Origin of the sequence: Halalkalibacter wakoensis JCM 9140 (assembly GCF_000513095.1) — a bacterium.
Classification (GTDB): domain Bacteria; phylum Bacillota; class Bacilli; order Bacillales; family Bacillaceae_D; genus Halalkalibacter; species Halalkalibacter wakoensis.
In genome coordinates, this window is record NZ_BAUT01000013.1 from 1 (window position 1) to 13,378 (window position 13,378).

Below are 13,378 nucleotides of genomic sequence, written 5' to 3' on the forward strand. Positions count from 1 at the left end.
ATTTAAAATTTTATTGTGGCTCAGTAGCTCAGTCGGTAGAGCAATGGACTGAAAATCCATGTGTCGGCGGTTCGATTCCGTCCTGAGCCACCATTTTTATTTGCCGGCCTAGCTCAATTGGTAGAGCAACTGACTTGTAATCAGTAGGTTGGGGGTTCAAGTCCTCTGGCCGGCACCATGGAATTATGCGGGTGTGGCGGAATTGGCAGACGCGCTAGACTTAGGATCTAGTGTCTTATGACGTGGGGGTTCGACTCCCTTCACCCGCACCATAATGACTATGAATACAGCAAGAGCCATTAGCTCAGTTGGTAGAGCATCTGACTTTTAATCAGAGGGTCGAAGGTTCGAGTCCTTCATGGCTCATCTTAATGACAGATGAATATGTTTGAACCTAAAAGATCAACGGTTGTTGGTCTTTTTTCTTTTGATACGGAAACCGTTATTTTTGTTTTTTGAAAATTGGAGGAATAGAAGAAGAGAATACACTTTTACGTCGTGTTGACGAGGATGTATAATCCATATATGAAACCACTTCTTCCACCTCTAGTTCATTTAATTTAACGTATAGTATTCTAGATCACTTAATTTGGTGCATTTGACTATAAGGTGGGTCAAGGAACCTGTCCCCATGACCCAGGGTCAAGGAACCTGTCCCCATGACCCACAAAAAAGTAAAGGGCATATCCTTCGTATTGCGAAATATATTTATTGAGATATACTTATAGATAGAAGGTTAGCTTTCAAAAAATGAAACTGGCATTTTTAAAGATAGAAAAAGCTTAGTAAGGAGTTTTGTATGGAACAGAAAGAGAATTATAGTAAGGTGCTGATTGCAGGGTTGTTGCTTATCGGGTCGTTTATCGCTGTTTTGAACCAGACGCTTATGATTACAGCGATTCCTCCGCTTATGGAAGAAATGAATATTACGGCGAATACGGGGCAATGGTTAACGACTGTGTTTATGCTCGTGATGGGGATTATGGTGCCAATCTCTGCTTTTTTAATTGAAAAATTTACGACGAGGCAGCTTTTTCTTTCGGCAATGGGAATCTTTACGATTGGTACGGTACTTGCTGCAATGGCAAACACTTTTCCAATGCTCCTTACCGGTAGGATTATTCAGTCGATGGGAGCAGGGGTAATGATTCCGTTAATGCAGACGGTGTTTTTGCTTATTTTCCCAGTAGAACGACGGGGAGCAGCTATGGGATACATTGGTCTTGTCATTTCATTTGCACCAGCAATCGGGCCAACGTTGTCCGGTTGGGTGATTACAACTTATGAGTGGCGCTATATGTTTTATGGGATTATTCCTTTAGCTTTACTGATGTTGATTTTAGCTTATTTTACGATGCGAAATGTGACTGAGTTAAAAAATCCGAAAGTTGATCCGGTCTCCATCATGTTATCTACATTTGGGTTCGGGGGGCTTCTTTACGGGTTCACGAGTGCGGGAAATAATGGCTGGGGAAATCCGCAGACGATCATTTTCTTGCTTCTTGGAGCGTTATTGATTTATGTGTTTGTTAAACGTCAGCTTGGGTTGAGACACCCGATGCTGGAGTTTCGTGTTTTTAAGGCGCGTATGTTTACTCTTTCTACGATCATTTGCAGTATTGGATTTTTAGGTCTTATTGGACTTGAGACACTTATTCCGTTATATATGCATAACATGCGCGGATTTACGGCAGTTGAGGCAGGAATTGTGTTGCTACCTGGGGCATTGCTTACAGGATTAATGCTCCGATTACGGGCCGAATTTTTGATCGCTATGGAGCACGGGTGTTGGCTATTCCTGGTTTGATTATTATGACAATCTCCACTTTTGCCTTTCTTTTCATTGATACAAACACGTCGATTTTGTATTTAACAGTTATGTATGCAATTCGGATGTTTGGCTTTTCAATGGTAATGATGCCTGTTAATACTGCAGGGTTAAACCAAATTCCAAGAAAATTAATTCCACATGGCTCTGCGGTGACCAATACGATTCGTCAAATGTCAGCGTCTATTGGAACGGGATTGCTTGTGACAACGATGACGACGGCCGAAAGAGTTGGGACGAATCTTCCACAGATCGCTCGTCCAGATATATTTGGAGCGATCATCGCATTTGGAATGATTGCCGTGTTAACGTTAGTGTCATTGATTCTTTCTTTTAAAGTAGAGAAAACGTCTCCACCAACAGATGAAGAATGGGAAAAGCAGGCATCTGCTTAAAGTAGAAAACAAGAACAGCTGGCATGATGCCGCTGTTCTTGTTTATTTTTCGTGCTATTATTTGGGTCACAAAATCTCGTAGGTTTCCGAGAGTCTCGTATGCTAAAAAAACGAGGTAGCAAAATATGATCTTGATAAGTTACTTTATTGTTAGCTCTAAAACTGGGTCAAGGAACCTGTCCCCCTGACCCTCTAACTTGAAGCTTGCTTTTTTATCTTCACATAAAAGGTCGTACTCACCGAGAAATCCTTCTAATGATACAATGCCATTTTCATCTGTTGTTTGCGACACATGGGTATGCCAGTCTTCTTTAATTAATTTCTTTAATACATCATAAGCTGGCTTTGGTGAATTATCTTTTCTGAGTAAACCAGCGGGCGCACCTAGCCATGCGTTGTGATCACTGAAATTCCATGTTGTGACCGCTTCAACAAGAGGGTGTTGAAAGAGAATCGAATACATTTCTTCGATTTCCTTTGCTTGGCGTTCTTCAAATTCTGGTGTAGATGGCCATTCTTGGATTTGGTAGTCATTTAGGTCTACAATTTCAGGAGGCATCAGATGTCCGGATGTTAGCGTGTTTTCTGTAAAGTGAATCGGCAGACCAAAGGAAGAGAAACGGTCTAACACTTCTTCTAATTTTTCACGACCCCAGTAGCCTTGGTGCTGATGGGACTGAATTCCGATCGCATCAATTTGCACACCGGCATTTAAGCATCCATCGATTAAAATTTCATAGTTGATTGATGTATTAAAGTCATTTAACAACAATGTCGCATTAGGATTGAATTCTCGTGTTTTTTCAAACATTTCCTTAATGATTCCAACACGGCTAAGGTCTTTTGAAATTCGTGTGATTCCATTATCGTATTGATTAAAAATCGGCATGATTACAACTTCATTAATGACGTCCCATGTGTCGATGACGCCTTTAAAATCAGATACTTCTCGTTCGATTCTAGCAAATTGGGCTTGTAAAATTTCTTCGTTGCTCATATTAAGAAGCCATGGAGCAGTCAGGGTATGCCAGCAAAGAGGATGTCCTTTGACAGATACGTTTCTTGCTTTTAACCACTGTGCCGCGGTTTTTAATTCATTTGTACGCGGTTTTCCTTTTTCAGGTTCGAATAGTGCCCAGTAGAAAGGGAGAGTAGCCGAGTTAAATACATCTAAAAACCGATCTAATTGGTTTTCTAAAAATGTTAGTCTTTCTTCTGGAACACTTTTGTTTGCCACTTCAATTGCTTCAAAAATCCCACAACCAAATAAAAATTGATGGTTTGTCTGCTGAAAAGTTACGTCTTTTCCTGCAATAGGTTGACCAGCTTCATCCACCAGTTTTAGTGTCTGGCTTGCCTTACGGTGTGCTAATTTATTTACGCTCATAACAGCCCCTCCATTAATAAAATAGGTTTTTAGAAAACGCTTCCAGAATATATCTTATCAAACTTTGTTTATTCGGAAAACAAAGTATTTTTTAAAAGAGACAATAAATCTATCTAATCTTCCTTTTTTCTGAATTATATTACTTTTAATTTTGGCTCCACTCGTTATACCTTCTTTTTTATTATTATAATGAAATAGAGTTGTAATAAAGGGGGGAAGGCCCCCTTGCTAAAGGACATAGCCATATCGGACTTCTTCAGATAATTTTGTTCCTATTTTTTTCAGTAAGTCTATGTATTGTTGGAGCTTTTTGTCATCTACATTTGAGATTAAGGTAGAAATGCTTAACGCAGCAAGAACTTCATTTTCATGGTTTTTGATTGGGACTGCGATGCAGCGGACACCTTGCTCGTTTTCCTGGTTATCGATTGCGTATTCCTGTTTTTTGACCTCATTTAGTTCCTTTAAGAGATCTTGTTGTTTCGTAATCGTTTTTTCGGTTAATGGATCAAACCTATATCCATCTAGTAGTTGCGCTACATTTTCATCGGTTTGGTAGGCTAACAGAATTTTACCAATGGCAGTAGAGTGAAGGGGAATTCGTTTGCCAATTCGAGAGTAGCGAATTAACGCTTTTTCTCCTTCTTGTTTGTCAATATAGACACCTGCATCTCCATCTAATATGCCAAGGTGGCTCGTTTGTCCTGTTTCATCTGATAAACTCGTTAAATACTTTTTAGCCATTTTCCTTATATCAAACGTACTAATGACTAAATTTCCTCGTTCAACTAGCTTCATCCCTAGTCTGTATTTTCCGTTATCAGGGTTTTGTTCAATGTAGTGCGCTTCTTGAAGCGTCTTTAACAACGAATGAACGGTACTTTTATGAAGTTGCATTTTCTCACTGATTTCCGTTATTTTGAGCTCTGTTGTTTGTTCGTTAAATAAATCTAAAATGGCTAGAGCACGTACGACAGATTGGATAATTGGCATAAACAACCCTCATATTCATCTTATTTTGACCTTTTTTCATTGTACCTTAGCACGAACCGTTTTTAAAAGAATGACTTTACTGAAAATTCCATTTGTAAGGGTTTTCTTTCTGGTTAGATGTGCTATAATAATCAATATAGTCTAAATAATAGCACACAGTTTTATAATGATAAAACTGTTTAAAAAAGATCAAATGAAAAGAAGGAGATGAGTAACATGGGCAAAGAGCAAGTATTTAAAGGAGTAATCCCACCTGTATCCACTCTTTTTAATGAAAAAGGGATAGTCGATGAAATTCAAATGAGTCGTTTAATTGATTTTCTTATTGATCAAGGGGTAAACGGGTTATTTTTTCTAGGCACTGGTGGAGAATTCTCGCAGATGTCTACAGATGAAAGAAAAAAAGTGGCTGAATTTGCGATAAGCTATGTGAATAATCGAGTTCCTGTCCTTATTGGGACGGGAAGTACGAACACTCGAGAAGCGATTGAGTTGAGTGTACATGCCGAGCAGATCGGTGCTGATGGAGTTGTTGTGATCAACCCGTATTATTGGACGTTATCGGAGGAAAATCTATTAAGCTATTATGGTGATATTGCTAAATCGATTGACCTGCCTATCATTCTTTATAATCTTCCAAACCTTACGAAGCAAGATTTGACGGCTGATTTGGTGCTAAAGCTTGTTGATCAAAATGAAAATATTGTTGGGATCAAAGACACGATTGATTCGGTAGGACACATTAAAGAGTTAATTTTAACCGTAAAAGGAAAGCATCCGCATTTTTCCGTTATGTGTGGATTTGATGATCACTTGTTAAATACGTTACAACTTGGCGGGGATGGAGTTATATCGGCAAGTGGAAACTTTGCTCCTGAATTATCAGTTGGAATTTATCAAGCTTTTCAAAAGGGAGACTTAGAAAAAGCAAGTCGTTTGTATAAGCAATTAGCGGTTCTCCCCCTTCTTTATCAAATTGATAGCCCATTTGTAAATGTTGTAAAAGAGGCAATGAAGCTTTGTGGAATGGATATTTCAACCTACGTTCTGCCACCATCGAAAGCTTTAAGTAAAGAGAAGATCAAAGAAGTGAGGAATGTATTAGAAGTTGCCAACATTCTTCCGAGTACGACGAAGGTTTAAGGGCTTAATGAGAGCAATAGTTTAGTCAGAAGAAGGAAGTCACAATGACGAAAACATTACGGAGGCTATCATGTCACTTCATACGGTTTTTAAAAAGGAAGATCCATCCATATATCATGTTCAAACGCATGCTAGAGGTCCGATCGGGCAATTGCCGCTTACAGCACAGATGCTAGAAGAGTCGCCAAGTGGAGATATTTTTGGGATGACTCAAAATGTTGGAATGGGCTGGAAGCCAGAGGAGCTACTTGGGAAACAAGTGTTAATTTTAGGAACGAATGGTGGGATTCGTGATCATGACGGAAGTCCTGTTGCATTAGGTTATCATACGGGTCATTGGGAAGTCGATCTGCTGATGGCAGAGGCAGCGAAAGAGATTCGGGAGGAAAAAGGGGTCCCTTTTGCTGCTTTTGTTAGTGATCCTTGTGATGGTCGTTCACAAGGAACGGTAGGAATGTTTGACTCCTTTCCGTTTAGAAATGATGCAGCCCTCGTCTATCGTCGGTTAATCCGCTCTTTGCCTACAAGGCAAGCTGTTATTGGTGTAGCCACGTGTGATAAAGGGTTGCCGGCGATGATGATCGCTCTTGCTGGAACTCATGATTTGCCGACAGTGATTGTACCTGGTGGAGTGACGCTTCCACCAACAGTTGGAGAAGATGCCGGGAAGGTTCAAACGATTGGAGCGAGATTTGCCAATAAGGAAATCACGTTAAAAGAAGCGTCTGAATTAGGCTGTGTATCTTGTGCTTCAACGGGTGGTGGGTGTCAGTTTTTAGGGACAGCCGCAACGTCGCAAGTTGTAGCAGAAGCTCTTGGGATGGCGATTACGCACTCTGCATTAGCTCCGTCAGGTCAGCCGATTTGGGGAGAGATGGCTAGGCAATCAGCACGTGCTGCATTAGAAATGGAAAAAAACAAAATAACGACAAAAGACATTGTAACAGACAAAGCCATTGAAAATGCGATGGTTGTTCATGCTGCTTTTGGCGGATCGACGAATTTGTTGCTTCATATTCCAGCGATTGCACATGCTGCAAATTGTAGCATCCCGACTGTTGAAGACTGGATTCGAATCAATAAGAAAACACCAAGATTGGTAAGTGTATTGCCAAATGGTCCGGATTATCATCCGACGGTTCGAGCTTATCTTGCTGGTGGAGTGCCTGAGGTGATGCTTCATTTACGCAAGCTAGGTCTTTTACATGAGGACGTTTTAACGGTGACAGGAGCAACCCTTGGGGAAAACCTAGATTGGTGGGAGCAATCAGAACGCCGCTCGGCTATTAAAAAACGATTAGTTGATGCAGATGGGATTCAACCAGATGAGGTAATTATGTCGCCACAACAAGCGAAAGCAAAAGGGTTGACGTCAACTGTGACCTTCCCATCAGGTAATCTTGCCCCTGAAGGAGCTGTTATCAAATCAACGTCAATTGATCCGACTGTGATCGGTGATGATGGTGTGTACCGACATACGGGTGTTGCCAAAGTCTTTACTTCCGAAAAAGATGCCATTAGAGCCATCAAAACAGGTGGGATCGAAGCAGGAGATGTGATGGTCGTCATGGGTGGAGGACCGCTCGGTACGGGCATGGAGGAGACCTATCAGCTTACGTCGGCTCTTAAATATTTGCCGTTTGGAAAACATGTATCCTTGCTAACAGACGCCCGTTTTTCTGGAGTCTCGACTGGAGCTTGTATTGGTCATATTGGACCAGAAGCGTTAGCAGATGGTCCGATTGGGAAGGTACGTGATGGAGATGTGATCGAGATTGTGATTGATTGTGTTCAACTAGAAGGAACGGTTCAATTTATTGGCACGAAAGAGAAGCCGTTATCGGTTGTGGAAGCAACAAAGCTGTTAGAAACACGGAGCGTTCATCCGGAGTTGAAGCCAAATGCTCAGTTACCTGATGATACGCGACTTTGGGCAGCACTTCAAGCGGTAAGCGGGGGAACGTGGCGTGGCAGTGTCTATGATGTGGATCGCATTTTAGAAGTGTTAGAGGCTGGACAAAAAGCATTAGCAAAAGAGAGAAGTCCAATCTAAATAGAAAGGGCGAGATGTATGGCGATTATAAAAAATCCGGTGCTACCTGGTTACCATCCAGACCCGTGCATTATTAGAGTAGAAGATGATTATTATATGGCTGTCTCGACATTTGAATGGTTCCCAGGTGTACAAATTCACCATTCAAAAGACTTGGTGAATTGGAGACTCCTAACGTATCCACTTACACGGACATCCCAATTAAATATGATCGGAAACTTAGATTCTGGTGGTGTTTGGGCACCTGCGTTAAGTTACTCGGATGGTCTGTTTTACTTAATTTATACAGATGTGAAAAGTAGAATGGGAGCATTCAAGGATACACATAACTATTTGGTGACAGCAGAAAACATCGAAGGACCGTGGTCGGAACCAATCTATTTGAATAGCAGTGGCTTTGATCCATCCCTTTATCATGAAGATGATGGAACGAAGTGGGTAGTGAATATGATTTGGGATTTCCGAAAAGGAAAGAATTCGTTTGCTGGAATTGCCCTTCAAGAATATTCAGTTGAGAAACAAAAGCTGGTCGGTCCAATCCGCAACATCTTTAAAGGAACAGAATTAAAGGTAACAGAAGCACCACATCTGTATAAGCGAAATGGCTACTATTACTTACTAACAGCAGAAGGTGGCACGTGGTACACGCATGCAGTTACGGTGGCAAGGTCGAAGTCGTTATTTGGCCCATATGAAGTGGACCCAACTAACCCTATTTTAACGTCCAATCAGAAGGATGTAACACAATTGCAAAAGGCAGGTCATGGGAGCTTAGTCGAAACGCAAAATGGTGAGTGGTATATGGCCCATTTATGTGCCAGACCTGTGGTCGATAAAAAATGCATCCTCGGACGAGAAACAGCATTGCAAAAATGCTATTGGACGGAGGATGACTGGATTCGGGTCGAGGGAGGTCCGCACCCGCAAATGGAAGTAGAGGCTCCAAATTTGCCGGCGCACCCATTTGAATTAGAAAGCAACAAAGATGATTTTAACGACCGTACATTTAAAAAATACTGGAATTCCTTACGACGTCCTGTTACAGAAGAGTGGATTTCTCTCTCAGAAAAGCCTGGTTGCTTAACGTTAAAAGGCGGAGAATCGATGCAATCGACTCACCATCAAAGCCTTCTCGCTAGAAGGTTGGAACATGTTGAAGCAGAGGTGGAGACAGAGGTTATGTTTGCGCCAGAGAACTTTCAACAAATGGCAGGTTTGATCGTTTATTATGATACCGACGATTATGTGTACCTTCGTGTGACTGAACATGAGGAGAAGGGAAAATGTATCGGAATCATTGAATCAAAATACGGAAAGTACGATGAATTGTTAGAAGAAGATTTTGCCCTTTCTTCTGCTTCAACCAAATTAAAAGCCGTCATCAATAAGCAATGGCTTCAATTTTATTTTGCTGATGGAAAAGGGGACTGGACGGAGCTTGGACCAAGAGTTGACATTAGTCACTTATCTGATGACGATGCAGATTACATCCGCTTTACAGGAACATTTGTTGGTGTTTGTGTTCAAGATTTAAGTGGGCAGGAGATAGCAGCGCATTTTGATTATTTTGAGTATCGGTAACTAGACGGGAAAGAGCAAGAGTCATTGAAAAGGTGAAAAGACCTTTTCAGTGGCTCTTATTTTTTCCAATGATGATATCAGATATAGACGAGGCAGATCCTCACCTATAATCTTTGGACTAGGTTTATTTTTTGAATAACAACAAAAAAGGGAGGAATAGTAAAAAAAAGTGATAGGTAGGAGTATGGGAATGAATAGTCATGAAGAAAGTTCCATTGTCATAGCAAAAGATCTTGATGCCAATCATACATACATTCAAAAAGCTTTTCATTTTTCCGAAGATGTAAAGAAGAGAGAATTCTTGTTTCATAATAGAAAAGGAATTTGTCTTTTTCTTGAAACGCTTATAGATGATGAAAAGTTAGATAAATTGTTTCTTGGAAATCTTCATTTTGATGCGGGTGAGATTAAGGCTTACATTGATGCAAGTGAAATAATAGAGGTGCAAGACCTCGCTAAACTTCCATCAGAAATGCACCAAGGAAAGGTAGCTGTGTTTTTAGAGGGAGAACAACAAGCATATGTGTTTGATGTAAGAAAAGAAATGGAAAGGTCGATTGGAGAGCCGGAAAATGAAAAAATTGTTCGTGGATCTCATGATGGTTTCGTTGAAGGTCTACAGACAAACCTTTATTTAATTAGGAAAAGAGTAAACAATCCTAATTTGGTTATTAAATACCATACGTTAGGTACAGAGACGAAGACGAAACTGGCAATAGTGTATTTGAATCATATAGCAAAGCCCGACATTGTCAAATCAGTTGAGGACAAAATACAATCGATCTCTAGTGATATGATTTTTAGTCCTGGCTATATAGAGGAATATCTTGAGGATGATACATTTTCCCCTTTTCCACAAATGTTGAATACAGAAAGACCTGATCGAGTAATGGCAAATCTATTAGATGGACGTATCGCTATTTTTTCGGACGGAGATCCTACCGCTCTTATTTGTCCAATAAGTTTTTTTTCCTTCTATCAATCACCTGATGATTATAATAGTCGTTTTTTTGTTGGATCGTTCTATCGGATTTTGAGGATGGTTAGTTTTTTAATTGCAATCTTTGTTCCGGCCATTTACATTGCGACGATTTCCTTTCATTTTGAAGTCATTCCCGCAGATCTAGTTTTGCCTGTGAAAAGTTCGGTGGAACGAATTCCATACCCGCCCATTATTGAAGCAATTCTAATGGAATTGACAATCGAATTAATACGAGAGGCAGGTATTCGTCTGCCTATCCAATTGGACAAACGATCGGTATTGTTGGTGGTTTGGTTATTGGAGATGCTGTTGTTCAGGCAGGGCTCGTGTCTAATATTATGATTATTGTTGTAGCAATTACGGCGATCGCTTCCTTTGTTGTTCCTTCTTTTGAACTCAGCTCTACATTAAGAGTCATTCGTTTTCCTTTTATGTTTGCTGCTGCGAGCTTTGGATACTTTGGCATTACGTTTTGCTTTACCCTTTTATTAATTCACTTATGTAAGTTGGAGTCATTTGGGTCTCCTTATTTTTCGCCCCTTGCCCCGCTAACCTGGCAAGACTTAAAGGACAGTTTTTTTAGAGCTCCCTTAAATAAGATGAACGAACGACCTAAATCAGCAAGGCCTCAAAATAAATATAGACAATCCGTTCGCAAAGGAAGATCAAGAAATGGCGAGTAATCAGAATGAGACACTTAGCCTTTACAGTATATGTTCATTATCGTTCAAACACAAATAGGAGTAGGGATTCTTTCTTTGCCTTACACGATCTACGAGAGTGGAGCAAAAACAGATGCTTGGATATCAATGTTATGTGTTGGAGTTGTGTTACAGGTCGTTATTATCTTGTTTTGGTTCCTGTCCAATTGGTTTCCAAAAACCTCTTTTTATGATGTGTTGAGTCAGGTGTATGGGAAGTATGTAGGACGGGTTTTGACAATCGGGTATGTCATCTATTTTATTTTTGTTTGTAGCTTAGCCTTAATTTTGTTTAATTACATTATTGAAATTTGGGCATTCCCACGAACTCCTAATTGGGCATTTAATTTAATGATGTTGATTTTAGCTTACTATTTGGTGATAGAAAAATTAAAAGTAATTGGACGATTTCATACATTAGTTTCATTTTTATTAGTAACGATTATTTTGCTAACATTCCCGGCCTATCCACATTTAGATATACGATACATTATGCCGATTGGAGATAGTGGATTAGTTAATATATTTAAAGGAACGAAGGAAGCCATTTTATCGGTTCTTGGATTTGAGTTGATCTTGTTTCTCATGCCATTTGTAAAGGGAACAAAAAGAGAGAAGTTTGTTTCGGCTAGTTTAGCCAATATTATCGTAACGGTTATTTATACGTATTTAACGTTTATATGCTTGCTATTCTTTAGTCCAGAGGAAATTAAATTGGTACCAGAACCTGTCCTTTATTTATTAAAGGCTTTTACGTTTCCGATAATCGAGCGTGTTGATATTGTTTTTTTGGCGATATGGATTATATCTGTTGTAACGACGTTAATAAGTTATGTGTATATTGCTTCAATAGGTTTAACCTGCTTTTTTTCCATGAGACATCATAAAAAAGCCGTTCCTTTTATTATTGTGCCGAGCTTTTTTATCGCTTTGATTCCGAGAAATTCCATTTCAATTGCAAACTGGAGTGATACCATCACGAACGTTGGGCTGTTCTTTGTTTTAGGCATTCCTTTCTTAACAGCGTTATACATTGTCATTTTTAAAAGAAACCGGGTGAAGACAGATGTTGAAAAAACTAGTTAGCCTATTACTTATCGTCAGTAGTTTTCTAATCGTTACGGGATGTTGGGATCAATTTCTTATTAAGGATGCTAATTTAATCTTTATAGGAGGAATCGATCGAACCGAAGATGGCAATTTTGCTACGACCGTGTCTATTCCGAAACAAGAGACAAATACTGAAGCACCTGTAATAAGGATCGCTACAGGCATCGGTCATACGCTTAGAGAATCTAGAAACAATATAGATAATACGGTAGATGGAATTCTGGATTCCTCAAAAATAAGGGTGCTTTTAGTTGAAAAGGTGTTAGCTGAGGAAGATTTATATGCCATGCTTGATTTGTATTACCGAGACCCACGTGCCCCTTTGAATGCTAAGATTGCTATCACAGAAGGAAAAGCTCATGAAGCACTAAATATAGATATTGAAAACCACCCATTAATTAGTGATTACTATTCAAAGCTAATAGAAGGGGCAGAAACTCGATCAATAATTCCTAAAATGAATATTCAGTATATTTGTCCACTTATGGTTGACCCAGGACGTGACTTTATGTTACCAATCATTTCTCTTACTTCTTCAAATGGCATGAGTGTGTCGTCCATTAGTGGAGTTGCTCTATTTCATGGAAAGATCATGACGGGAAAAATGGATACAAGAGAGGGAGTAATGGCTAACCTCTTAAATAATACGATGTATCAAAGTGCCCAATTCACAGTCAAAATAGCTGAAAAAGATGAAGTGATGGAAGCCTTAAATTATATAACACTCCAAGTTGATGACTTTGATCGGCGTATGGAAGTTGCGGTAAACGATCACGACGACATTCGAGTCGCACTCCATTTAACGGTCTATTTTAACGTATCGGAATTTCCACCTGATAACCTTGATGAAGAGAAAATAGCTGATCTGAATAAGAAAATCACCGAGCAATTGTCAATTTTGGCAGAATCCACGGTTGAAAAGATCCAAGAAGCTAATTGTGATTATTTTGGAATAGGAAGAGAAATAATGGCTTATCATAAAGCTGTTTTACAAAAAAAGGACTGGTCAGACCTCTACTCAACGATCCCTATCGATGTATCTGTGAATGCTGAAATTGTTCAGCATGGAATTATTAATTAAAAGGTCTATAACCAAAGAACCTGATGGAGGAGTGAGCTTCTACACCAGGTCCTTTTTTCTAGGGATGATATCAACAGTAAAGGTTCTAAATTGTAATTACTCCATTAAGAGGTGTCGGTAATGC

Annotated in this window: 7 protein-coding genes, 4 tRNA genes and 2 pseudogenes; 11 read left to right on the forward strand and 2 right to left on the reverse strand. The window is 39.7% G+C overall.

The features are described from left to right. Window positions 1-17: 17 nt before the first annotated feature. The 5 genes and pseudogenes from JCM9140_RS07465 (at window position 18) to JCM9140_RS07485 (ending at window position 2,223) form a co-directional block, all read left to right on the forward strand. Window positions 18-93 (forward strand) — tRNA-Phe (locus JCM9140_RS07465). 9 nt (window positions 94-102) lie between these two features. Then, window positions 103-178 (forward strand) — tRNA-Thr (locus JCM9140_RS07470). A gap of 9 nt (window positions 179-187) precedes the next feature. Next, window positions 188-272, forward strand: a tRNA-Leu gene (locus tag JCM9140_RS07475). Window positions 273-293: 21 nt separating this feature from the next. After that, window positions 294-366: transfer RNA gene (locus JCM9140_RS07480), tRNA-Lys, on the forward strand. A gap of 433 nt (window positions 367-799) precedes the next feature. Continuing rightward, window positions 800-2,223: pseudogene (locus tag JCM9140_RS07485) on the forward strand (MDR family MFS transporter). Window positions 2,224-2,362: 139 nt separating this feature from the next. Here the strand turns inward: JCM9140_RS07485 and JCM9140_RS07490 are convergent. Both JCM9140_RS07490 and JCM9140_RS07495 read right to left on the reverse strand, forming a co-directional pair. Next, window positions 2,363-3,610: an endo-1,4-beta-xylanase gene (locus tag JCM9140_RS07490; protein ID WP_034744487.1), complete on the reverse strand. Its 1,248-nt coding sequence runs from the start codon at window positions 3,608-3,610 to the stop codon at window positions 2,363-2,365. A gap of 228 nt (window positions 3,611-3,838) precedes the next feature. Further along, the gene (locus tag JCM9140_RS07495) at window positions 3,839-4,603 is read right to left on the reverse strand and encodes an IclR family transcriptional regulator (protein WP_034744490.1); all 765 of its coding nucleotides are present in this window, start codon (window positions 4,601-4,603) and stop codon (window positions 3,839-3,841) included. A gap of 216 nt (window positions 4,604-4,819) precedes the next feature. On the opposite strand from JCM9140_RS07495, the gene JCM9140_RS07500 reads away from it, so the two are divergent. From JCM9140_RS07500 to JCM9140_RS07525, 6 genes and pseudogenes are all read left to right on the forward strand, one after another. Next, window positions 4,820-5,746, forward strand: coding sequence for a dihydrodipicolinate synthase family protein (locus tag JCM9140_RS07500; RefSeq protein ID WP_034744494.1), 927 nt, complete (start codon window positions 4,820-4,822; stop codon window positions 5,744-5,746). A 70-nt stretch (window positions 5,747-5,816) separates the two neighbouring features. Further along, a complete protein-coding gene (locus JCM9140_RS07505; RefSeq protein WP_034744497.1) occupies window positions 5,817-7,799 on the forward strand; it encodes a YjhG/YagF family D-xylonate dehydratase in 1,983 nt (660 codons plus the stop codon). 18 nt (window positions 7,800-7,817) lie between these two features. Beyond that, window positions 7,818-9,380: a glycoside hydrolase family 43 protein gene (locus JCM9140_RS07510; RefSeq protein ID WP_034744501.1), complete on the forward strand. Its 1,563-nt coding sequence runs from the start codon at window positions 7,818-7,820 to the stop codon at window positions 9,378-9,380. Window positions 9,381-9,564: 184 nt separating this feature from the next. Continuing rightward, a pseudogene (locus JCM9140_RS07515) lies at window positions 9,565-11,045 on the forward strand (spore germination protein). Window positions 11,046-11,075: 30 nt separating this feature from the next. Further along, window positions 11,076-12,149 (forward strand): GerAB/ArcD/ProY family transporter, encoded by a 1,074-nt coding sequence (locus tag JCM9140_RS07520; protein ID WP_052002133.1) that lies wholly within the window; start codon window positions 11,076-11,078, stop codon window positions 12,147-12,149. After that, a complete protein-coding gene (locus tag JCM9140_RS07525) occupies window positions 12,130-13,254 on the forward strand; it encodes a Ger(x)C family spore germination protein (RefSeq protein ID WP_034744503.1) in 1,125 nt (374 codons plus the stop codon). Before JCM9140_RS07520 ends, JCM9140_RS07525 begins: the two co-directional genes overlap by 20 nt. Window positions 13,255-13,378: the final 124 nt, after the last annotated feature.

What these genes read in the sequence shown, in the direction of transcription:
- JCM9140_RS07520 (WP_052002133.1), top strand. Translation starts at nt 11,076, where the DNA reads ATGTTCATTATCGTTCAAACACAAATAGGAGTAGGGATTCTTTCTTTG.
- JCM9140_RS07505 (WP_034744497.1), top strand. Translation starts at nt 5,817, where the DNA reads ATGTCACTTCATACGGTTTTTAAAAAGGAAGATCCATCCATATATCAT.
- JCM9140_RS07500 (WP_034744494.1), top strand. Translation starts at nt 4,820, where the DNA reads ATGGGCAAAGAGCAAGTATTTAAAGGAGTAATCCCACCTGTATCCACT.
- JCM9140_RS07490 (WP_034744487.1), bottom strand. Translation starts at nt 3,610, where the DNA reads ATGAGCGTAAATAAATTAGCACACCGTAAGGCAAGCCAGACACTAAAA.
- JCM9140_RS07525 (WP_034744503.1), top strand. Translation starts at nt 12,130, where the DNA reads ATGTTGAAAAAACTAGTTAGCCTATTACTTATCGTCAGTAGTTTTCTA.
- JCM9140_RS07495 (WP_034744490.1), bottom strand. Translation starts at nt 4,603, where the DNA reads ATGCCAATTATCCAATCTGTCGTACGTGCTCTAGCCATTTTAGATTTA.
- JCM9140_RS07510 (WP_034744501.1), top strand. Translation starts at nt 7,818, where the DNA reads ATGGCGATTATAAAAAATCCGGTGCTACCTGGTTACCATCCAGACCCG.